The organism is Granulosicoccus sp. 3-233, from assembly GCF_052681095.1.
Genome location: NZ_JBQYLE010000001.1, coordinates 456,654 through 477,108 on the forward strand (window position 1 = coordinate 456,654; position 20,455 = coordinate 477,108).

Annotated in this window: 19 protein-coding genes and 1 tRNA gene; 10 read left to right on the forward strand and 10 right to left on the reverse strand. The window is 54.7% G+C overall.

Going from position 1 to position 20,455, the window contains the following annotated elements; genetic code table 11:
* Window positions 1-118: 118 nt before the first annotated feature.
* From ybgC to ACUNV4_RS02095, 9 genes are all read left to right on the forward strand, one after another.
* Window positions 119-523: a tol-pal system-associated acyl-CoA thioesterase gene (gene ybgC / locus ACUNV4_RS02055; protein WP_430876821.1), complete on the forward strand. Its 405-nt coding sequence runs from the start codon at window positions 119-121 to the stop codon at window positions 521-523.
* Window positions 513-1,211, forward strand: coding sequence for a protein TolQ (tolQ, locus tag ACUNV4_RS02060; RefSeq protein ID WP_430876822.1), 699 nt, complete (start codon window positions 513-515; stop codon window positions 1,209-1,211). Before ybgC ends, tolQ begins: the two co-directional genes overlap by 11 nt.
* Entirely contained in the window at window positions 1,211-1,657 is a 447-nt protein-coding gene (tolR, locus tag ACUNV4_RS02065; RefSeq protein WP_430876823.1) for a protein TolR, read from the forward strand. Before tolQ ends, tolR begins: the two co-directional genes overlap by 1 nt.
* Before the next feature lie 92 nt (window positions 1,658-1,749).
* Entirely contained in the window at window positions 1,750-3,513 is a 1,764-nt protein-coding gene (gene tolA / locus ACUNV4_RS02070) for a cell envelope integrity protein TolA (RefSeq protein ID WP_430876824.1), read from the forward strand.
* Between the two features lie 162 nt (window positions 3,514-3,675).
* The gene (gene tolB, locus ACUNV4_RS02075) at window positions 3,676-5,091 is read left to right on the forward strand and encodes a Tol-Pal system beta propeller repeat protein TolB (protein ID WP_430876825.1); all 1,416 of its coding nucleotides are present in this window, start codon (window positions 3,676-3,678) and stop codon (window positions 5,089-5,091) included.
* Window positions 5,092-5,115: 24 nt separating this feature from the next.
* Entirely contained in the window at window positions 5,116-5,643 is a 528-nt protein-coding gene (gene pal / locus ACUNV4_RS02080; RefSeq protein WP_430876826.1) for a peptidoglycan-associated lipoprotein Pal, read from the forward strand.
* Window positions 5,644-5,722: 79 nt separating this feature from the next.
* Window positions 5,723-6,679, forward strand: a complete 957-nt coding sequence (gene ybgF, locus ACUNV4_RS02085) for a tol-pal system protein YbgF (protein ID WP_430876827.1) — start codon at window positions 5,723-5,725, stop codon at window positions 6,677-6,679.
* 98 nt (window positions 6,680-6,777) lie between these two features.
* Window positions 6,778-6,853, forward strand: a tRNA-Lys gene (locus ACUNV4_RS02090).
* 429 nt (window positions 6,854-7,282) lie between these two features.
* Entirely contained in the window at window positions 7,283-8,200 is a 918-nt protein-coding gene (locus tag ACUNV4_RS02095; RefSeq protein WP_430876828.1) for an adenylate/guanylate cyclase domain-containing protein, read from the forward strand.
* A gap of 535 nt (window positions 8,201-8,735) precedes the next feature.
* Here the strand turns inward: ACUNV4_RS02095 and ACUNV4_RS02100 are convergent.
* From ACUNV4_RS02100 to ACUNV4_RS02130, 7 genes are all read right to left on the reverse strand, one after another.
* Entirely contained in the window at window positions 8,736-9,647 is a 912-nt protein-coding gene (locus tag ACUNV4_RS02100; RefSeq protein ID WP_430876829.1) for a LysR family transcriptional regulator, read from the reverse strand.
* A 756-nt stretch (window positions 9,648-10,403) separates the two neighbouring features.
* Window positions 10,404-10,997 (reverse strand): ADP compounds hydrolase NudE, encoded by a 594-nt coding sequence (nudE, locus tag ACUNV4_RS02105; protein WP_430876830.1) that lies wholly within the window; start codon window positions 10,995-10,997, stop codon window positions 10,404-10,406.
* Between the two features lie 217 nt (window positions 10,998-11,214).
* A complete protein-coding gene (locus tag ACUNV4_RS02110) occupies window positions 11,215-11,733 on the reverse strand; it encodes a flavin reductase family protein (RefSeq protein WP_430876831.1) in 519 nt (172 codons plus the stop codon).
* Window positions 11,734-11,743: 10 nt separating this feature from the next.
* Entirely contained in the window at window positions 11,744-13,060 is a 1,317-nt protein-coding gene (locus ACUNV4_RS02115) for an LLM class flavin-dependent oxidoreductase (RefSeq protein ID WP_430876832.1), read from the reverse strand.
* 34 nt (window positions 13,061-13,094) lie between these two features.
* A complete protein-coding gene (locus ACUNV4_RS02120; protein WP_430876833.1) occupies window positions 13,095-14,126 on the reverse strand; it encodes an LLM class flavin-dependent oxidoreductase in 1,032 nt (343 codons plus the stop codon).
* A gap of 10 nt (window positions 14,127-14,136) precedes the next feature.
* Window positions 14,137-14,436, reverse strand: coding sequence for a hypothetical protein (locus ACUNV4_RS02125; RefSeq protein WP_430876834.1), 300 nt, complete (start codon window positions 14,434-14,436; stop codon window positions 14,137-14,139).
* Between the two features lie 45 nt (window positions 14,437-14,481).
* Window positions 14,482-15,993, reverse strand: a complete 1,512-nt coding sequence (locus tag ACUNV4_RS02130; protein WP_430876835.1) for a sodium:solute symporter family transporter — start codon at window positions 15,991-15,993, stop codon at window positions 14,482-14,484.
* Window positions 15,994-16,840: 847 nt separating this feature from the next.
* On the opposite strand from ACUNV4_RS02130, the gene ACUNV4_RS02135 reads away from it, so the two are divergent.
* A complete protein-coding gene (locus tag ACUNV4_RS02135; protein ID WP_430876836.1) occupies window positions 16,841-17,302 on the forward strand; it encodes a methyltransferase family protein in 462 nt (153 codons plus the stop codon).
* A gap of 124 nt (window positions 17,303-17,426) precedes the next feature.
* Here the strand turns inward: ACUNV4_RS02135 and ACUNV4_RS02140 are convergent, their stop codons facing one another.
* The 3 genes from ACUNV4_RS02140 to ACUNV4_RS02150 form a co-directional block, all read right to left on the reverse strand.
* Window positions 17,427-18,812 (reverse strand): aminotransferase-like domain-containing protein, encoded by a 1,386-nt coding sequence (locus ACUNV4_RS02140; RefSeq protein ID WP_430876837.1) that lies wholly within the window; start codon window positions 18,810-18,812, stop codon window positions 17,427-17,429.
* Window positions 18,813-18,904: 92 nt separating this feature from the next.
* Window positions 18,905-20,179, reverse strand: coding sequence for an MSMEG_0569 family flavin-dependent oxidoreductase (locus tag ACUNV4_RS02145; protein WP_430876838.1), 1,275 nt, complete (start codon window positions 20,177-20,179; stop codon window positions 18,905-18,907).
* A complete protein-coding gene (locus ACUNV4_RS02150; protein ID WP_430876839.1) occupies window positions 20,176-20,454 on the reverse strand; it encodes an MSMEG_0570 family nitrogen starvation response protein in 279 nt (92 codons plus the stop codon). Before ACUNV4_RS02150 ends, ACUNV4_RS02145 begins: the two co-directional genes overlap by 4 nt.
* Window position 20,455: the final 1 nt, after the last annotated feature.

Consider the following 20,455-nt stretch of genomic DNA (forward strand, 5'->3'; position numbering starts at 1 on the left):
GGTATAGTCGCGCAGCAGCGCTGCCGAAGTTGCCGTGTAGCGGCACGGTTGCCGGCCGTTCATGGCTGTAAGCTGCCCGATCGCTGTAATTTACAACTTTTCTCTGCAATACTTTCGCATGTCGCAATTTTCAATCCCGATTCGGGTTTACATCGAAGATACCGATGCCGGTGGCATCGTGTATTACGCCAACTACCTGCGTTTCATGGAGAGGGCGCGTACCGAGTGGCTCAGGGCAAGTGGAATCGAACTGGATGTCTGGCAGAACGAGAAGAGGCGTCTGTTTGTCGTGCGTTCGGTGCAGATCGACTATCTGGCACCTGCGCGCTTCAACGATCAGCTGACGGTGACTGCCAGTCTGAAGACCATGCGTTCCGCCAGTGTGGTATGCGAGCAGAGCGTCATGCGTGGCGAGACGCTGCTGACGTCATCCACCATCGGCCTGGTCTGCGTGAATGCCGATTCGCTCGCAGCCTGTGCCATTCCCAACGAGATCAGAGAGGCCATTTCCCGTGAATTCTGACATGTCTATCCTGCATCTGGTTCTGGCTGCAAGCCCGATCGTGCAAGGGGTTCTGGTCATCCTTGTGATGGCGTCGGTGCTGTCATGGGCTCTGATCCTGGGCAAGTCCCGCCAGTTGCGGCGCGCCCGGCGGTTGGCCGAGGATTTCGAACAGGATTTCTGGGGATCTTCGGATATCTCCGGTACCTACTCCAAGCTGACCATGCGTCGCGGTACGCTGGATGGCATGGAGCGCATCTTCGAAGCCGGATTCTCCGAGTTCGGTCGGTTGCGACGCAAGACCGACAATGAGGAAGTCATCATGGACGGTTCCGGTCGGGCCATGCGCATTGCCGTGTCCCGCGAGGCCGACATCATCGAACACCACTTGCCGTTTCTGGCGACAGTGGGCTCCATCAGCCCTTACATCGGTCTGTTTGGTACGGTATGGGGCATCATGAACTCGTTTACCGCCCTGGGTAATGTGCAGCAGGCCACTCTGGCCATGGTCGCGCCGGGTATTGCCGAAGCGCTGATTGCCACGGCTGTCGGCCTGTTTGCCGCGATACCTGCAGTATTGTTCTATAACCGCTTTGCCAACGAAGTGGATCGCCTGCTCAATCGCTATGAGAACTTTGCCGAAGAGTTCTCGACGGTACTGCAGCGCCAGGCCATCCGCCGCTTTGGCGGTGATGCGGAACAGTCCTAGTGAGAGCGGTTCGCCCCATTCGTGCCGATCGCCGCAAGCGGCGGCTGGTTGCCGAGATCAATGTGGTGCCCTACATCGATGTCATGCTGGTGTTGCTGGTGATATTCATGATCACCGCGCCTCTGCTGCAGACCGGTGTGGAAATCGACCTGCCGGATGCGGCGGCAACACCCATTGCCGATGCGGGTGAGGCTCAGGAGCCACTGATCCTGTCAGTCAACAGCCAGGGTGAGTGGTATCTGAACGTCGGCGAGACACCGGATCAGCCGCTGGCGCGTGAGGAAGTGCAACGTCTGGCCAGTGCGGTCTTGCGGCTCAACCCCGACCGGCGCGTACTGGTGGCAGGAGACGCCGCCATAGACTATGGTCAGATCATGCAAGCAATGGTGACCCTGCAATTGTCGGGTGCGCCTGAAATCGGTTTGATGTCGGATCCGGAGCGGTAGCCAACACTCATCATGAACATGCCGCACGCTGAACAGCCTGTTATTTCCCCGATGGCAACGCAGTCGCGGCTGCACCGTTCGGGCTGACGCCAATGCTCGAGCTTATCCGCCGCTATCCGCTCGCCATTATCCTGTCCGTGCTGCTGCACGCAGTGCTCGTCGCTGCGCTGGTCATTCAGATCAACAAGGAGCCTGCATCTGCCGGTCTCGATCTGACCGACGAGGCACCCATTCAAGCCGTTGCGGTCAGTGAGGCGGATATTCAGGCTGAAGTGCAGCGTCTGCAGGAGCTCGAAGAACGCCAGGCGCAGCAGGCGCTGGAAGAGCAGCAGGCGCTCGAATCCACGGTAGCCGCGCTGGAAGAGGCCCGTGCCGCTGCCGAAGCGCGCCTGAAGGAGGCCGAAGAGCTGACCGAACAGCAGCGAGAAGCGTCCGAGGAGGAAAAACAGCGTATCGAGGCCCTGCAGGATCAGGCCACCGAGCTGGAACGGCAGCGCGAGTTGCAGCGAGCTCGCGCGGAGAAGGAGCAGGCCGAGCTGGAGACACTGCGGCAGCAGGAAGCCAGCCTGACCGAACGCCAGGTGCTGGAGCGCGAGGCCATTCTGGAACGTCTGCGTCAGGAGCGGCTGCGGGAAGAAGAGAGAATCAGCGCTGCGCAGAAACAGCTGGAGGAGGAAACCCGGCGCATCGATGAGGCCCGCCAGACGGCCGATGCCGAGCGGGAACGATTGGCTGAAGTGCAGCGCAATGCCGAGGAGCGTAATCGGCAGCTGCAGGAAGAGGCACGCCAGGCTGCTGAAGAGAAGGCCAGACTGGAAGAGCAGGCTCGCCTTGCCGAACAGGAAAAGGCGCGTCTGGAAGAGGAAGCGCGACTGGCCGAGCAGGAGCGCCAGGAGGCCTTGCAGGCTGCCAGTGAGGCCAAGGCCGAACGCGAGCGCATCGAACAGGAGCGGCTGGCAGCCGAAGAGGCGGAGAGGCGTGCAGCTGCCGAGCGGGAACGTGAAGAGGCGGCTGCCGAGAAGCAACGTCTGGAGGAAGAGCTGGCTGCCGCGCAGGCCGAGCAGGCGCGTCTGGCGGAAGAGGCTGCAGAGCGTCAGGCTCGCGAAGAGGAGCAGGCTCGCCAGGCAGAGGAACAACGTGTGGCTGAAGAGGCGGCTGCAGCCGAAGCACTGGCTGCGGAGCAGGCAGCCGAGGCTGAACGAGTGGCGGAGGAGGCACGCGTGGCCGAAGCCGCAAGAGTGGCAGCCGAGCAGGAGGCCGAAGCGCAACGCGTGGCCGCAGAGGAGCAGGCTGAAGCGGAGCGCCAGGCTGAAGCCGAGCGTATCGCCGCCGAAGAGCAAGCCGAGGCTGAACGTCAGGCCGAGGCAGAACGAGTGGCCGCCGAGGAGGCTGCAGCGGCCAGGGCCGAGCAGGAACGCATTGCGGCAGAAGCACAGGCCGAAGCCGATCGCAAGGCGGAACAGGCGCGTCGTGAGGCCGCTGCGCGGGAAGCCGAATTGGCGGAAGAGGCGGCAAGAATCGCGGCCGCAGCCGCAGAAGAAAATACAAGATTGGCTCAACAGCAGCAACGGGAACTTCTGCGTCTGCGCAATCTCTACTTCAACTCCATCAGGCAACGAGTGGAGCGCAGCTGGCGCAAGCCACCGGGCACCACCGGCCAGGTGGACTGCACTGTGAGCGTATTGCAATCTGTGGGAGGTGAAGTGCTGAAGGTAACCGTCGACAGCTGTGAGGGCGGCAGTGCCGCCTTGCGGAAATCCGTCGAAAACGCCGTGCTGGCAGCCTCTCCCCTGCCGGCCGCACCGGATCCGAAGTTGTTCGATCGGCGCCTGAGATTCTATTTCCGGCCCAACTGACGGTACGGTAACGACATTCGGCAACCATGCTTGCCGCTCTGCGGTCTTTTGGGGTTAATTACCAATTGAACTACCCTTATCTGTGTAAGTTGAGCGGATGGTTTAGGATTCCACGTGGCACGACAAACCTTGGACACTGGTGATTTGTATTTCAAAGCGCGTATGAGCGAAATTCTGTCGAAACTCCATGCCGTGGCCATGGCTGCCATTGCCATCCGCCATGCGCTCCCCGGTGACGCCTGTCGATCACCGCGGGCGGCCTTCAGGCAAGGCGCTCGTGCGCTGTCAGGCGGTGTTCTGTCGAGCCTGCTGCTGTTCGGGGTACTGGTGGCCCCTGCGCAGGCGGTCATCGAGATCGAAATCACCCAGGGCGGCGAGAATGCCATTCCCATTGCCATCGTGCCGTTCGGCTGGACGGGCAGTGGTGAGCCACCGGAGGACATCGCGGCCATTGTCGACGCCGATTTACAGCGCAGCGGCAATTTTGCGCCCCTGAACCGTCAGGATCTTGTCGCCAATCCGGTCAGCGGGGATGTTCCGCGATATGCCAACTGGCGACTCTCTGGCACGGACTTCCTGCTGATCGGTGGCATCAAGCCAGGACCGGCATCCGGTTATGTGGTCGAATTCCAGCTCTACGATGTGCTGCAGCAGACACTGATGACCGGCTTCAGCTTCCAGGTCACCGATCAGACCCTGCGCAGTGCCGCTCACCAGATCTCCGATGAGGTGTACGAGGAAATTCTGGGTATCCCCGGAGCCTTCAATACGCAGATCGCCTTCGTGTCGGTTTCCGGCGTTGTGGGTGATCGCACCTACCAGTTGCAGCTTGCCGATGCCGATGGAGAAAACCCGCAGGCCATGCTGACCTCCCCACGGCCGATTCTCTCGCCTGCCTGGGCGCCGGATGGTATACGAATCGCCTATGTTTCCTTCGAGAACCGCACGCAATCGGCCATCTATGTGCAGGATCGGGAGCAGGGTAGCCGCATCAAGGTCATTTCACGGGCCGGCATCAACGGTGCACCCAGCTGGTCGCCCGATGGCGAGCGACTGGCAGTGACCCTCTCCTTCGAAGGCAATCCGGATATCTATATCCTGCAGGTCGACTCCGGACAGCTGCGCCGAGTGACCGACAGCGATGCCATCGATACCGAGCCGGTGTGGCTGGACAACGAGAATCTGGTGTTCACCTCGGACCGCAGCGGCGGGCCGCAGCTGTATGAAGTATCCGCTCGAGGTGGTCGAGCCAGCCGCCTGACCTTCGATGGCAATTACAATACCAGTGCAACCGTGTCACCCGATGGCTCCACCATTGCCTTCGTGCACGGGGCTGGAAGTGGCTTCCAGATCGGCATGATCGATCGTTCCTCGGGACTGTTCCAGACGCTGACGCAAGGCACTCTGGACGAGTCGCCGAGCTTTTCCCCCAATGGCCAGATGATCATCTATGCAACGGAGAAGAACGGGCGTGGAACGCTTGGCGCCGTATCGCTCGATGGTAGCGTGGTACAGAGCCTGTCACTGGATGACGGGGGATCGGTTCGAGAACCCGCCTGGTCGCCGTATTCCAAGTAATCAGATTCAAACGAGAGCATGTCAATGTCCAGAATTCAACTCCTCATCATCGCCATGGCAGGGCTTGCGCTCAGTGCCTGTGGTTCCAACCCCAGTCGCGCTCCGGAACTGGCCGACATCGGAGAGCCTGCCATCGTGCAGCCGGTCACCATCGATGGTGTACAGGACATCACCCAGGTTGATCCCAACTCCATTGCAGGCAGGGCACCGCTGGAACGGGTCATCTACTTCGACTACGATCAGGCCGAACTGCGCCCCGAATTCCTGGATATCGTGGCCCAGCATGGTCGCTATCTGGCGCAGAATCCCGATGGTCGGGTACGCCTGGAAGGGCATACCGATGAGCGTGGATCTCGCGAATACAACATTGGCCTTGGCGAGCGACGTGCGATGACCATTGCCCGCATGTTGCAGCTGCAGGGTGTCAGTTCCGCCCAGACTCGTACCGTCTCCTATGGCGAGGAGTTGCCCGTGGATGATGGCCACAACAGCGATGCCTGGGCCAAGAACCGGCGGGTGAACATCATCTACGAATCCGCCATTCCGAACTGATCGTCAGCTGTTGCGTTCAGGCATCGGGTTCATGTCGGATTCGGCGCCTGCCACCCCAGGATGAAGGACTACTACTCCCATGTTCGATTCACGCACTGTCATTGAGACTTCCGCTTCTGCTCACGGCCGCCAGGCTGCGGGTGATCGCCAGCCGGTGACATTGCGATGGCTGACCCTTGCCTGCCTGCTGCTGGGAAGTTCGGCAGTCGTGGCTCAGGACAAGCCGACACTGAACAATCTGGACAGCCGCCTCGATCGGGTCGAACGGATCATGGATCAGTCGCTGCTGGAGCAGTTGCAGCGTATCGACAGTCTGCAGCAGGAGATCCGCGGCTTGCGCGGCGAGATCGAAAGTCTCAACTACGAGATCGACACCCTGACCAGGCGCAATTCGGATCTGTACGCGGACACCGACCGTCGCATCACCGATCTGGAAGAGGCGCGGGATTCTCTGGATCTGCTGGCCGGGGAAGACGGTCTGGGCAGTGGTCTGCTGGATGAAACCGCCGGTGTCGGTCTGGATGAGACAGCCAGTGAGCCGGCAGGGGTATTCGTGGCCGAGGATGGTGTTGCCGTACCCTTTGCCAATGATGCCGACTTCGGCGATGGCCCGCGGCCGCCGACCGGTGCCTTGCGTGACACGGCCACCCAGGCCGAGAAAGCCGGTTACACCCGCGCCTATGACCTGCTGGCTCGCGGTCAGAATGACAGCGCTGTTGCCTCGTTCGATGACTTCCTGACGAAATACCCCGATGGTCCGTATTCGGACAATGCCTGGTACTGGCAGGGCGAGGCCATGTACGCCCAGCGCAAGTTCGATGATGCCCTGCGCAACTTCGGTGTCGTGGTGAATTCCTTTCCGGACAGTACCAAGGTTCCGGACGCCAGGTTGAAGATCGGGTTTGCCTTGTACGAGCAAGGTGAGTATTTGCAGGCCAGAACCATATTGACCGGGGTGCAGGAAGACTATCCCGGGCGTTCCGCAGCGGTGCTGGCGAGAAAGCGTCTGCAAAAAATGGACAGAGAAGGGCTTTAGTACCCCCCCAAGACTAAATTTTGCGTTATCATTGTCCGCTCGATACGTAGCGCAACAATCACGTATCACACGGTCGCCCAGACCGTAGGCAGTACCGGGGGGCGTTAGCTCAGTTGGTAGAGCATCTGACTTTTAATCAGGTGGTCGCTGGTTCGAACCCAGCACGCCCCACCATCTATCTGCCTGTTTTCATTCGCTCTAACAGCGACACCCGCACCTTTGACGTCTGAAGCCTGCGGGGATTCTGCGGAATCAGACTCTCGAGACGCCACCCATCATTGAAGGGATTGCGAAAGATGGCTTCCCTGTCCGGATGAGTGCATGTGTGTGACTCACATCCACTTCCAAACCGCGTTCCCCTGTTCATGGGCGGCCATGAATGCATTGATTCGTTGCCGCTGCCAATTCGGCTAGTCAGGCATTGAAGCGCTGTCGTTCTGGCAGAATGCCGACAGAGTCTTGGAACAGGTTCGAGTTCGAACGGTAACTCCCCCTGCTGGACTCACGATAGCGTCGATACTGAATTGTTCAGAATGAAGTCGAAAGCAGACTCGATTGGCGGTCGGTCCGTCCGCTGGATCAATCCGGCTCACGAGAGTTGCCATGACCACGGAAGTACAACGAAAGCTGACGACCATTCTTGCAGCAGATGCGGCAGGTTTCAGTCGCGCCATGGACCTGGATGAGGTCAGTACCATCGGAGCCCTCCGGGCTGCGCGTCAAGTCTTTGCAAGATTCATCGAACGTCATCGTGGCCGGATCGTCAATACCGCCGGCGATGGGCTGATAGCCGAATTTCCCTCGGTGGTTGAAGCCGTTCAGTGTGCCATCGAAGTGCAGAATGAGCTTCTCATCGACACTCGCGATCAAGCAGGGGCACTGCGCTTCCGGATCGGCATTCACCTGGGTGATGTGATGATCGATGGGAGTGACCTGCTTGGTGAGGGGGTCAACCTTGCGTCAAGGCTGGAGTCCATGGCCGAGCCGGGTGGCGTGTTGATCTCTCGACAGGTCTACGATCAGGTTCAGAAGAAACTTTCTGTCGGCTTCGAGTATCTGGGCGAGAAGCGTCCGAAGAACTTTGTCGACGATGTGTCGGTCTATCGCATCTCCCTCGGCAGGAACAAGCCTCCGTCTGCATTCAAGCAGCGCAAGGATGAAGTGGCGCGGCCATCGAAGCCTGTACCTCGGGCCCCGTCTGATCTGCGAGAACGGCTGTCACGCGATGGCAGGCTTCTGGCTGCACTCTGGTCGGTGTTGTTGCTGATCGATATTGCCAGTGGAAGCCCGTTCTGGGCGCACTGGCCGGGACTTGTCATGGCGGTTTTTCTGGCAATGAAGGCAGCACCGTTGTTTGCCAGTGGTTGGCTCAGACTATCCGTTGTCCGCGCTGGTATCTTCGTCGCAGGCTTGTTACTGGTCAATCTGTTTAGCTGGTCGGGCTATCTCTGGGTCATCTGGCCGGCCGCCGTGCTGCTGGTACTGGAGCTGCTTCGTCGATTGATTAGCGGGTCGCGGTGAATGCGCAGTGAGGCTTAGAACCTTGAATGCACCAGTGCCATCCTGGTTGGGTCGCGTTGTTTCTCAAAGCATTGCATCGGTACACAGGCTGAGAAAGTGCACGACTGCGCCGCACAATGCGGAATAAGCTGTGATACAACACTTCTTCAATTTTTGTGTATGCCTGAATAAGTTGAATATTCCACCATTGCATTTATTGACGATAGTCAGCTAGTAAGTTGTATATCGAAATGGGTGATTTTCATTATCCATAGTGGAAGATTGATGGTCTGGTAACGAGTAATCAGTCCGATACACCATTATTTTCCAAATCCGCTCAGGCACCACGTTCAAGCATATTTCATCAGTTCGCTAGTAGGAGATGAATATCCCGCAGTTGCATTGATGTGATCAATCTGCAAAAAATGAATCTGCCCGAAAAGACCTTCGCTATTCGGCACCCTGATTAGACTCAGTTGCTCGTCAAAAGCTGGTTGATAGGGCGCGATTGTTCGACCAGCGAACCGTGCCCCGATGCAACACTTCCTTGAATGTGTCAGTCTGGCGATATATTGTTCAATGATTCGAGTGCTGAGTGAAGTTGAAGTGCGAAACGGGAAGAGGCTACTGGTAACCTGCGCCCTTTTTTTTGCCCGAGATAAAGCTGTCCGATGGGTATATCCTTGACTGCGATAGGTCGGTGAACTGTGTTAGCGCATATCAAATTATTTAATCCAATAGGTATCTGAAACCCTACAGAATAATCATGCTGTACGTAATGACGTATCAAATCGAATGATTCTGTTTCCAAGGCAGGTGTCAACGTTCGTAGAATTTTCTTTGCTCCAATCTCCAAAAGATTGCGTACACCATAATTTGTGGAAGGTACGATGCAAGGATGGTCAAGGCAGTCCCTCAGACGCAACTCCCTTTTCTTGGCAAGTGAATGGTCGGCTCTAAAGACAGCATGGACCGGTTGGGGGATCGACTGAATGATTTCGAAATCCACCAAATGCACAGGTTCGAAAACAAGTGCAAGATCGCTTTCAAAGGTGGACAGATCGTGCTCGATCTGCTGCCGGTCACGAACATTTATAGAGAAGGTAATACCGGGGTGTTGAGCTCTATAAAATGATATTTGTTCCGACAGAAAGTAAGGCAGCAAGGCTTGAGAGCAAGCGATCGACACATGACCCCGCCTGAGTCCGGAGAGGTCAGCTACTTGCGACTGTATTCGCGCGAGATCACTCATTTGCAACCGGATATGCTGAATCAGCAGTTCACCGGCCGGATTGAGCCGCATGCCTTGTGGCAGGCGTTCAAATAACTCGAAACCCAGTTCATCTTCGAAGTCCTTTATACGACGATTCAGGGCCGATGCAGTTATGTTCATGTCCTCCGCAGCCTTACGAATAGAGCCTGCACGAGCGACAGCTTTTACCATCTCAAAAATCTTGAAGTGCTTCAAGTAATTTACTCACCCATCGGAATTAACTGAAAGACTCTTTAACTGAAAATGCGATACCAATACATGTCGCACTTGCAGTGAGCCGAGAGACAACGCACTTTTAGACTCCTAGCTCCTGTAAAGTTCTTCTCGAAACTGCTTTTGTATAAACAGTTGAGTCGTAACAAATCTCATGAGAGATTGAGTTAGGAATTATCATCCCGATAAATAGTTCGTCCTAAGTCACAAAAAATGCAAATCGTACAATAAACGTTCTATAGGTTGAAAGCGTGAATCAGTCTGCGGGACAACTCAATAGCTAAAATATTCGTCTGCTATGTGACGATCAAATTCTTTCGGTCAATTATCGGCACAGGTAGATTATCTCGGACTGACAGTCCGCAGAAGAACAGCTTTGTGAAGTCTTGACGTATGATGATCAGGCATGGTCCTTCTTGTAATGTCACTTACACCGAAAGATGATTTTAAAACGGTGTGTTACTGACTAAGAATTTAACGATGAATACTCTTCTGTTACTACAAGGGGTAACAACTTTCAGGTCAACAGCTCGAAAATTGGTCGACACATGAGCGACTTGAGGAAAAATGGCCGGCGTTTATGTTTGTGATGATCTGGACCAAAATAAAATACAAGCACGGACAACACCATCATGGCAGATCTGAAGGAATTCTTAACACGATCTAGGAAGTAGTGCAATTGTGAAGACATTGTTGATGATTTCCGGTTTAACTAGAAATTTTGGAACAGAATGGCAATCAGACATGAGCGTAGTTCTCTGTCCTGGAGTTCAGGTGCTCCCTCGCCAGGTAGAGCGCGAGCAAGGAACGAACTTCTGTGATCTGTGTGTCAGTGGAGCCAGACAACAGGGCATCAATGTCGCGCCTGAAAGACTGAAGAGGTTCAGGTTCATCGCCAGTCAGTTGAGCACCATAAAGAAATTCCGCCAGAACAATCTGAATGCGAAAGCCGAGAACGGAAGACGCTACGCTGAGGTCACTCAGTAGGGTAAGTTTTCTGGCTCCTAGCCCGATCTCTTCTTTAAGTTCTCGATTTGCTGTCTGAGTTGCAGACTCTCCGAACTCTCTCATGCCCTGTGGCAGTCCTGTCTCGTAACATTCGCTACCAACCGCGTACTCCCGTACCAGATACACGCTTCTGTCAGGTAAGACAGGCACCACCATGACAGCGCCAGCCCAGCGCCCGGAAGGTATACGCTCAAGGATAGACTCTGTGCCGTTGCTGTAACGTACCTTGACAGTTTCAATGCTGAAAAGCTTGCTTTTAGCGGCAAGCTCTACGCCGAGAATTTCTGGTTTTTCGGTCTTTGCACTATCAACAGGCTTTTTCAAAAGCTATCTCCTGTTCAGTGCGTGGCTGAAAACGTCGTGACAACAGAGAGTTGGTAGCAATAAATGAAAGACAAATGATATGCAACTTTTTCGTTTCAGGCTTTTTTCCTGTTTTGTGAAACCATTGTTGACTGACCACGCTGCCATCCTTACCCATCCTCTTCATAGCGAGAAGGGTGCATGCACGGTTTTCCAAGGTTGATAGTGGCTACGACCCTCATGCATTACTCACTGATGGTTGTTTGGGGGAAAACTCTGACGACTCCAGTTCTGCGTAGTTGCCGTTCCAGTAGAGTAGTGGTACAACCTGATTGTTCGTAGAAGCATGCTCAATCTGAACAATATAGATTGTATGGTCGCCAGCTTCATAAGATTCTTCGACTACAGCTTCCATTACGGCCGCGCAGTCATTGAATACAAGCGATCCACCAGGACAGCGCCAGGTGTCCAGGTCATCAAAGCGATCTCTGTCAGCAGTTTTCCATGCATAGCGATTGGAAATCTCCTGCTGGGTTTTGTTCAACAGGCTGACGCCTATCCGTTTTGCTTTTGCTACCAATTGGTCGGTATCGCTGCCTCGCTTGATACACACCAAAGCCAAAGGTGGGTCGGCAGATACAGATGTGAATGAGGTAGCTGTCATTCCGTGTAGCTGATTGTCATTTTCCACCGTGATTACTGCAACTCCAGAAGCAAGTTGCCTCATGGTTTCGCAGAAAAGTTCATTGCTGATCATTGTCGACGCCTCAGTTGGACAAGAGATTTTCACGAAGAGTGGAGCCACTGTATTCAGTACGATATCTACCACGTGATTGCAGCTCTGGAACAACCATGTCGACAAACTCTTCGAAGCAACCTGGTGTATAGGTGGCGGCCAGCATGAAGCCATCGGCTCCACCTTCATCCATGAACAACTCCATATGATTGGCAATGTCTTCAGGTGTGCCTACTAGAATCGGCATGCCCATGCCTTGTGCATAATAAAGAGCAGCCTCTCTCACAGTGACAGGTGCGCCGCCCTTTGCATATATGATTGATTCAAATAACCCTTGGATGCCGGGAATCTCGATGTTCTGAACATATTCATCCAGGTCGTAGGTCGAAAAATCAGGACCAAAGTGTCCGGCCATCCAGGCAAGCGCTCCTTCGAGTGGGATGCAGGCTTTGATTCGCTCATACTTTTCCTGGGCCTCCTCACGTGTCTCGGCAACAACAGTCTGAAGCCCGTAGATCAACTTTACGCTACCAGGTTCACGTCCGACTTCAGCTAATCGACTACCCAAATCATCCGCATATTCACGCATGCGTTCTATATTTGGATGAACTGCAAAGATTGCTTCAGCATGACGGGCGGCAAAGTCACGACCAGTAGCTGATGAACCCGCCTGCCAAAGGACGGGCCGTCCTTGGGGGGATCTACATACAAAAGAACGTCCTTTCGACTTAAAAAACTCCCCGTCAAAATCTATGTTACGAACTTTGGCAGGATCCACATAAACGCCGCTTTCCTTGTCTGCAACGATGGCATCTTCATCCCATGAATCCCACAATTCGTAACAGAGGTTCAGGTATTCTTCCATTCGTTCGTAACGACGAGATCGGTCAGTCATGGGTTCACCATAGGCATCCCACTCACTTTTTGAGTAGGAGCTTACTACATTCCATGCCACCCTTCCGCTGGATAGATGATCGAGGCTCGAGAGACGTCGAACCATGGAATAGGGGTGTTCAAAGGCTGTGGAAAGCGTAACCCCGACACCCAGATGCTGAGTGGCTCCCGTAACAATCGGTACAATGGTTGAGGGTTCATGAGTCGGGCACTGCACCGCGTATTTAAGAGTAGCGTCAGAGCTTTTTTCATAGTTGTTATAGGGCGCTAGCTCATCGGCTATAAACATGGCATCGAATAAACCACGTTCCATTGTACGCCCCATGTGTTGCCAGTACTCCGGTTTGCGCCAGTCCCAGTTCACCTTGTCACGGGAATGCCTCCACATGCCCGTAGCATGGCTGTTTACACCGTGTTGTACAAAGCCGAGAAGATGTGCTCTTTTCTTGGACATAATGGTTTTCTCCTTTGAGTATTTTGGGAAACTATCAAGCAGTACAACGAATCAGAGACGGCTGCATAATTTGTTGTGCAAACAAATGGCTGTCTTTGACCATGTCTTCGAATTGACACATGAGAATGTCAACTCCTGCATCTTTTAGATCGCCGATACGTTTTGCGATGGTCATCGGGGAGCCCACAAGGCCAACGTCGAAGCCACAGTTGGAATCGAGCATTCTTTCCCGGGTAAGTCCCTCCCAGGAGCTGGCACCTGACTCATCCATTGCAGTACGCAGTTCATGTATTAGCGTGTCATCTCTTTTGTCCTGCAATTCTTGATAACGAGACTCCGCCAGGCTGTCGGTCTCTGCCATGAGTACAAACGCACTGACCGCAACTTTGAGACTTTGAGTAGTCGAAGCCTCGTTGCCGCGAATTTCAGAAATCTTATTGCTGAGTTCATCTACAGGCATACTATTAAGGAATATTGTCTCACCGTATCGTCCGGCGAGAGCAAGCCCGTGCTTGGACTGACCACTCACCCAGATTGGTGGCAACGGTTCGAGTGTGTTGGCTCGCGATATGTCTTCCACGCTGTAAAACTCGCCTTTGCGGGCTTTGGTATTCTGTCCCCAGAAGTGAAGAAGGCTTTCGCAGTACTCATTTGCACGTCTGTACCGACCCGCATGATCCAGGTAGTCCACGCCAGCCTGCCTGAATTCCTCAGGCCACCAGCCGCAAACAATGTTCACAGAGCAACGCCCTTTACTCATTTGCTGAAGACTACGAGTCATCTGGGCCGCTAACATCGGTGAGCAAAACCCCGGCTTGCTGGCGACCACAAGGCCGATCCTCCGAGTTAACGTTGCCAGCCCAGCTGCATACATCCAGGGGTCGGCAACTTCAGCGTCTCCACCATAGACACAGTTGAGCAAGTTTTCGGAGCCGTAGAGGTAGTGATAACCGTCTTTCTCGGCCTGTATTGCAAGCCTGCTACACAGGTCAAAGTCTGGTGATGGGCGATTGCTGTGCAATCGTAGCCAACCGCCATATACCGGAAGCCATAGACCGAACTTCATGCTCTACTCCTTATGATTTGGAGTCAACGAAGAAGGCCACTCCGTTCATCACCGCAGTAACAATTGCGAGAAAAGGGCCTGCATAGATCATTTCCGGTACGATCCCAATCAGACAGATGATGGAGCTGGCAACGATAACCGCTACCATTATTGCCAGACCATAGTTGCTTTCTTTTTCATCGGGTATGGGTGAATCTGTTTCGGTACGGTGGTCGGCAATGGCTTCGGAAATACCCTTGAAATAACCTGCAGCGAAAACTGCGGTAGCGATCAGACAAGAAAACAATGTAGCAACGTAAATTGACGACATGGCGATACTCTCAATTTGGTGGTAGCAAGATCGGTGATCCGATGATCAGGTATGCTCAGAGGTTGGAACGGGAGTCTTTTGTTCAAGATCTGATATCAGTTCTTCAAGTTCGTCCATGTCGAATTCCTTTGGCTTGAAAATAGCAGCGAGAACTACGGTAATGCCGCTGATCGCAAGGATAGAGAGGGTGCCTATCAGTTCACCGTACATGCTTCTGATTGGCATTCCAATTATAATTGCAAGTATGACACCTCCAATAAAGCCAACTGTGTTGGTTCGTGACCAGATGATCGCGAGCACCAGTGGAATTAGTATCGAGGTCTTCAGTGCGTAAGTAGTTAAGACTAATGAAGTGAAATCGACTCCAGAGAGAACAATAAGGGCCGCGACGGTGCCGCCTATAAACATTGATGCCTTCGTTATGTAGAAAAGAGTTTGCTCGGTTGTTTCGGGGGCAAATCTCTTGACTATATCGATAGCAACCACCGATGAGAGCGCTGCACTGGCACCGTCTATCGTGGAATAGCAGGCTGCAAGAATAACCAGGGTGTAGGCAATAATAAGTGTCATCGGGAGACCGATATGAGACACGATGTAGGGCCCCACCGCCACAATGTCTCCGCCGATTTCAGTAGCTGTAAGACCGTAGCCGATACCTACCAGACCAAGCATGCCCAGGCAGATAGGAATTGGATAAAAGAGTGCACCGGCCCACATGAACGTCCTTGATACCTGATCCTTTCGTACCGACCATACTTTCTGCCAGAAGGTTTGGTCTGCAACCACCGATGCCAGCAGGCCAAATGCGAGAGTGATGCCAAAACCGGCCGCGGCAGAAGAGTCCAGAATTGACAGGTTCATTTCACCAGCATCACCGACGGCGGCGAATACCGTGTCAACACCTCCAGGAATCAAATCGAACACGGCTACTATAACTATTGCCGCAGGTACAGTGATCATCCAAGTGTTTATTGTGCCTGTCATTACGGCGGTCCAGAGTCCACCGAAGAAGGAATAGGTCATAACGACACAAACTGTGACGATAGTTGCCACTTTCCAGTCGATTGAGAAAACTGTAGACATGACAACTGAGGTTCCTTTTAGATTGATCAGTATTTCAAGCAAGATTCCAAAGATCATTGTCACAGTGACAACACTGGCCGCGGCTTGCGAACGTCCGAACCTGTTATAGGCGAATTGACTGATCGTATAGCCATCCGGCATGCGTTTCCGCAGAATTCGTGCGAGAGGAATCATCGCCATGAGTGCTAGACCATTGGGGACAACGAACCAGAACAGGCCGGATAGTCCCCACTGGAAGGTCATCGCGGAACTCATCATGACCGCCATGGCCCAGGTCCAGACAGAAATGACGGAACCAACGCCAAAACCCAGTCCGATTCTACGATTCGATGAGATAAAATCGTGTGTATTTCTGATCAATGTGCGTTTGATCAGATATGCAAGTACCAGGAAAATCAGGCCCAGCCCGATCATCAATGTAAAGCCTAGTGCCGGTGAAAGGCCTTCTGTCAGCTGTAGTGACGTTTTATCCATACGTGAGTCCTCGAGTTTGTTTTGGCCTGGGCCATGAGTCAATGTGGGATAACGTTAAACGGCTTGTGATTGCCATGGTCATGTAATTGATTGGGTTTTTCAGAAGCTCTCTTCGCTCCTATCCATAGCTGTAAATAATTATCCTGCTGTATTTCCGTAATGTGTGAAATGCAACCCTGCGTATTCGGGGAGATGGGTTCTGCTTCGATCTGTCTTTATAATAGCGATCGGAAGTTGAGTAAGGGAGTGCTAATTTTTGCACGGGGCGTTGCAATTAGGGCGTTGAGTCCCACGGGTCCGTGCAGGTAAGTTGGCCTTGATGGCATGACTATATGTATGCTTCAGCATATGTTGTGCAACTTGAAGTAACAGGCGTCGCTGGCACCGGCCTCATGCTAGATATTAGAAAGGTTGAAGTGTGAGCGAGTACTCCGCTTGCTGCTGTCCTACACCGCCATGCGTGTCATGGGTGTCTGCTCTCGGCAAGAACAATATTGTTCAGTAGTACTCTTGATGGAAATCAGTTTGCTGGTATTAATACAATGTGAATGGTGAGATTCCGTCAGTAGTACTCACACAGAGGTCAATAAATGTAGTAACTGGTATGCCAATGATCTGCCTGGCCGAGAAATCAGATCAAAGGCGATAAAGCGAAAAGAGGTATCAAAGGAAATTCACCAGGCTCGCCGTGAGCATTTCGGGAACCTTCAATCATCTAGCCGGGAAACAAGCCAGGCATGCCGAACACACGGGGTGCAGCTGCTATAGTGCTTTGATAGTTGCGATGACCTGCGTGTCTCGCCTTTAGCGCAGGACCTACACTGTTTGATACGGAGCTGGCAGACACTTGAAAGCACTGGAACTCAGAATTCCACCGGCAGTCGTTGCCCTGATCGCTGCGATCGGCATCTGGTTGCTGTCGGGGTGGACGCCATTTCTCGCGATCGATTTTCCACTGCGCAAGCCATTGGCCGTGCTGCTGGCGCTGTGCGGAGGTTTGTCCGGCTTTGTCGGCATCTTTGGGTTTCGAGTCGCGCACACCACGGTTGACCCTCTATATCCGGCCACCGCACGGGCTCTGGTTACCGGCGGGATCTATCGCTACACGCGTAACCCGATGTATGTCGGTATTGTTCTGATTCTGCTGGCCTGGGTAGTCTTTCTGGGTAATTTTCTGTCCCTCGTCATGGTCGGATTGTTTGTCACCTACATGAATCGCTTTCAGATCCTGCCAGAGGAAAAGGCGCTCACCGAGAAATTCGGTGATCAGTATCGGCAGTATCGGCAACAGGTGCGGCGCTGGATCTGACAACGACGCGCCAAAAACGAGACAGTCGTCACTGACTGGCCCTCCGCAAGGGAGTTCCGATTCCTCCGGTGACGAACGGCAGCCGCTGACCGATCCTCAGCGAGGGAGTACCGGATCCCCTCGGTCAACTCGCTGGTGGATTGTCCAGCGCGTCACTCAGGAACTCCAGTGCACTCTTCGCCTGGTGTCTGGAAGCCGCACCTCCCAGACACAGTCGGAAGGCTTCCGGCGCCTGGCCATGCATGACAAAGGCGTCGCTGCTGACAGCCCCCAGGGCATGTCCTCTCATCCAGTCCACCAGCCGGTGGCGTGTCCAGGGTGCCGGTACCCGCACCCAGCAATGGAAGGCTTCCGGGTGGGCATCGAAGCTGCCCGTGGGCAGGATCTCTCTTGCCAGCTGTTGACGCTGTATGGACTCACTGCGAATCTGGTGCAGAATCTCATCGCTGACGCCGGTCTCTATCCAGCGCGTGGCGAGACGGGTGGTCAACGGCGAGACCATGACATTGGTGGTCTTCAACTGGTTGTCGATGGCACTGCCTGATTGCTCGGGTGGTCTTATGCGGTAGGAGACGCGCAAACCGGCTCCCAGGCATTTGGACAGTCCGGCGATGTAATACACCAACTCCGGAGCCAACATGGCGAAAGTGGAAGGGGCATCACTGGGCAGGAAACCGTAGGCATCGTCCTCGATGATGGCAATGTCGTGACGCCGGCAGACATCCACCAGCTCGGCACGTCGGCGTGAACTGATTGTCTGTGCAGTGGGGTTGCGAACATCCGGATTGGTGTAGAACACGGAGACCCTTTCCTTGCTGGCCCAGGCGTCGAGTTCGGTCGGGTTCGGGCCCTCATTGTCATCGCCGAGTCCACGCAGCTGCAGGTCCAGCAGCTTGCACAGACCACGAATGCCGGGGTAGGTGATGTTCTCGCAGACCACGGTATCCCCGGGACGGGTGGTGGTACGCAATATGGCGAGCATGGCAGCGTGGGTCCCGGGTGTCACCAGTACCTGATCCGATCGCGCCTCGATACCACGCCTTGCAACCCAGCGCAGTGCCGCGGCCTTGTCTTCGGCAGAGCCTGTGGAGGACTGGTAGCGCATCAGCGCGCGGAATTCTTCGCCGACATCATTCCAGATATCCTTCAGCCTGGCCTGCAGCACCGGATTGTCGGACTCCGGCGCCTGGTTCATCGAACGGTCCGACAGATCGCGACGCTGTGCACGGGCGCTGTGTGAATCGGCCTGGGCCAGCACCTCGGTGCCGGAACCCACACGAGTCCTGATCAGTCCCCGTGACTGGGCTTCCCGGTAGCCGCGGGCGATGGTGGAGAAATTCAATTGCAGCCGTTCAGCCAGCAGACGCTGGCTGGGCAACTTGTCGCCGGCATTGAGACGACCTGTAGACAGATCCCGTGCAATGCTGTCTGCAAGGGCCAGATAGGCAGGACGATCCTCATCCAGCTGGGGAAGCCAGTCAATTGTGTGGGGTGAGGTCGGCATCTGCATCAGTCAGTCCACAAGGATCTCGTCACCTTATTGCGTCTATATGTGCCTGCACGGCACAACACCTGTCATACCGTGGGTTTGTGCGAGTTGGATCACAGGGATGAAACCTGCAATTGCCGGTTTCGTTCACTGATACGCGCTGCTATGTATTCGGCATCACGCCCCACGCCTGAAAAGCGACCAGAGCCCCAGGTCACCATCCAGGGCAAGCCCAGCACCCACAGACCATCTACCTTGCGTGAGCAACCACGCCAGTGAGAGATCTGCTGCTGCTCGTCGAAGGCGGGGACGTCCAGCCAGGGGTAGTCACTGGTGAACCCGGTTGCCCAGATGACCGCCGAGAGCTGTCGGGGTGTGTCAGCCTGCAGCTTGATCACACTGTCTCCGCCCTCAGGCTGATGGCAGGGTGCCCATGGCTCGGCTGGAGGTGCCTGCAGCTTGTTGCTGTCGATCCATTTGTCGATTTCCCGTTTGATCCGCTCGGCGGATGCATCGGCGGCGTCCAGATTCTGCGGCATGCTATCGTCGAAACGCAGTTGTCCGTCTTCCAGACCAACCAGGCGTCCGTGCAGGGTCATGCCCTCCACGGCAAAGCGGCGCAAGTCGATATCGCGTCCACCATCGCGCCCTGTCATGTAGTGATTGGTCTTGTGGCGTACGGCTTCCCCCAGTGGGTGATCGTCTACCGTGATGTCGTAGTGACCCATGTCGACCAGCCAGGCAGTCACGTCCCGGCCTCGGTAGCGTCGTGGTGCGCGAGGTGCGCTACCGACAGCCAGATGGACCTGTCTTCCGGCAAGATGCAGATCTTCGGCAATCTGGCATCCGGATTGACCACTGCCGACGACAAGGATATCGCCTTCGGGAATCTGCTCGGCATTGCGGTAGGTGGAAGAATGCAACTGCAGTACATGATCGGGCAACCGTTCGGCCACTGCCGGTAGTCTGGGTTGATGATAGGCACCACTGGCGACGATTACGTCAGTGGCCAGATAACGCTTGTCTCCGGCGAGCACTTCGAAGCCCAGTTCATGTGTGCTGACCTTGTGTACCGTGGTGTGTTCCTGCAAGGGTGGGTCGAAGTGCGCACGATAGGCTTCGATGTAGGCAATGATCTCGTCGCGCACCATGAACCCGTCCGGATCCTGGCCACCGTATTCATCGCTATAGGAGAATCCCGGCAATGTGCATTGCCAGTTTGGGGTCACCAGGCAGAAGCTGTCCCAGCGCTGATCGCGCCAGGCATTGGCGACCGTATTGCGCTCGAACACGATATGCTCGATTCCGCGTTGTTTGAGGCACCAGCTGGCAGCCAGACCGGACTGACTACCGCCCACGATGATGACGGGAACATGCTGTGTTTTCATGATTGTATCCTCAGGACATGTACCAGACCGGCTGGCTGATCGGCGGCCTGACGAAAGAGCTGTTCCTTCTGGTCGCTGGCTGCGCTGCAGGCGTAGCCATACTTCTTTCTTACCCGTTCGCTGGCTTCGGACAGGGCCGTGTCGCAGCGCTGCAGAAAATCATTCAGCGGGTAGTCATGGCCGGCTTCCAGGTAGTCCTTGATGACTGTAGAGGGTGAATAACAGGATTCGGTGGTCTGGTCCGGCCAGCGAATCTCGAATCGTGTTTCGGGCATG

Excerpts from the sequence above, each read along its gene's own strand:
- ybgC (WP_430876821.1), top strand. The coding sequence starts at position 119 with ATGTCGCAATTTTCAATCCCGATTCGGGTTTACATCGAAGATACCGAT.
- tolA (WP_430876824.1), top strand. The coding sequence starts at position 1,750 with ATGCTCGAGCTTATCCGCCGCTATCCGCTCGCCATTATCCTGTCCGTG.
- tolB (WP_430876825.1), top strand. The coding sequence starts at position 3,676 with ATGAGCGAAATTCTGTCGAAACTCCATGCCGTGGCCATGGCTGCCATT.
- pal (WP_430876826.1), top strand. The coding sequence starts at position 5,116 with ATGTCCAGAATTCAACTCCTCATCATCGCCATGGCAGGGCTTGCGCTC.
- ybgF (WP_430876827.1), top strand. The coding sequence starts at position 5,723 with ATGTTCGATTCACGCACTGTCATTGAGACTTCCGCTTCTGCTCACGGC.
- ACUNV4_RS02095 (WP_430876828.1), top strand. The coding sequence starts at position 7,283 with ATGACCACGGAAGTACAACGAAAGCTGACGACCATTCTTGCAGCAGAT.
- ACUNV4_RS02110 (WP_430876831.1), bottom strand. The coding sequence starts at position 11,733 with ATGATCAGCAATGAACTTTTCTGCGAAACCATGAGGCAACTTGCTTCT.
- ACUNV4_RS02115 (WP_430876832.1), bottom strand. The coding sequence starts at position 13,060 with ATGTCCAAGAAAAGAGCACATCTTCTCGGCTTTGTACAACACGGTGTA.
- ACUNV4_RS02120 (WP_430876833.1), bottom strand. The coding sequence starts at position 14,126 with ATGAAGTTCGGTCTATGGCTTCCGGTATATGGCGGTTGGCTACGATTG.
- ACUNV4_RS02125 (WP_430876834.1), bottom strand. The coding sequence starts at position 14,436 with ATGTCGTCAATTTACGTTGCTACATTGTTTTCTTGTCTGATCGCTACC.
- ACUNV4_RS02130 (WP_430876835.1), bottom strand. The coding sequence starts at position 15,993 with ATGGATAAAACGTCACTACAGCTGACAGAAGGCCTTTCACCGGCACTA.
- ACUNV4_RS02140 (WP_430876837.1), bottom strand. The coding sequence starts at position 18,812 with ATGCAGATGCCGACCTCACCCCACACAATTGACTGGCTTCCCCAGCTG.
- ACUNV4_RS02145 (WP_430876838.1), bottom strand. The coding sequence starts at position 20,179 with ATGAAAACACAGCATGTTCCCGTCATCATCGTGGGCGGTAGTCAGTCC.
- ACUNV4_RS02150 (WP_430876839.1), bottom strand. The coding sequence starts at position 20,454 with ATGCCCGAAACACGATTCGAGATTCGCTGGCCGGACCAGACCACCGAA.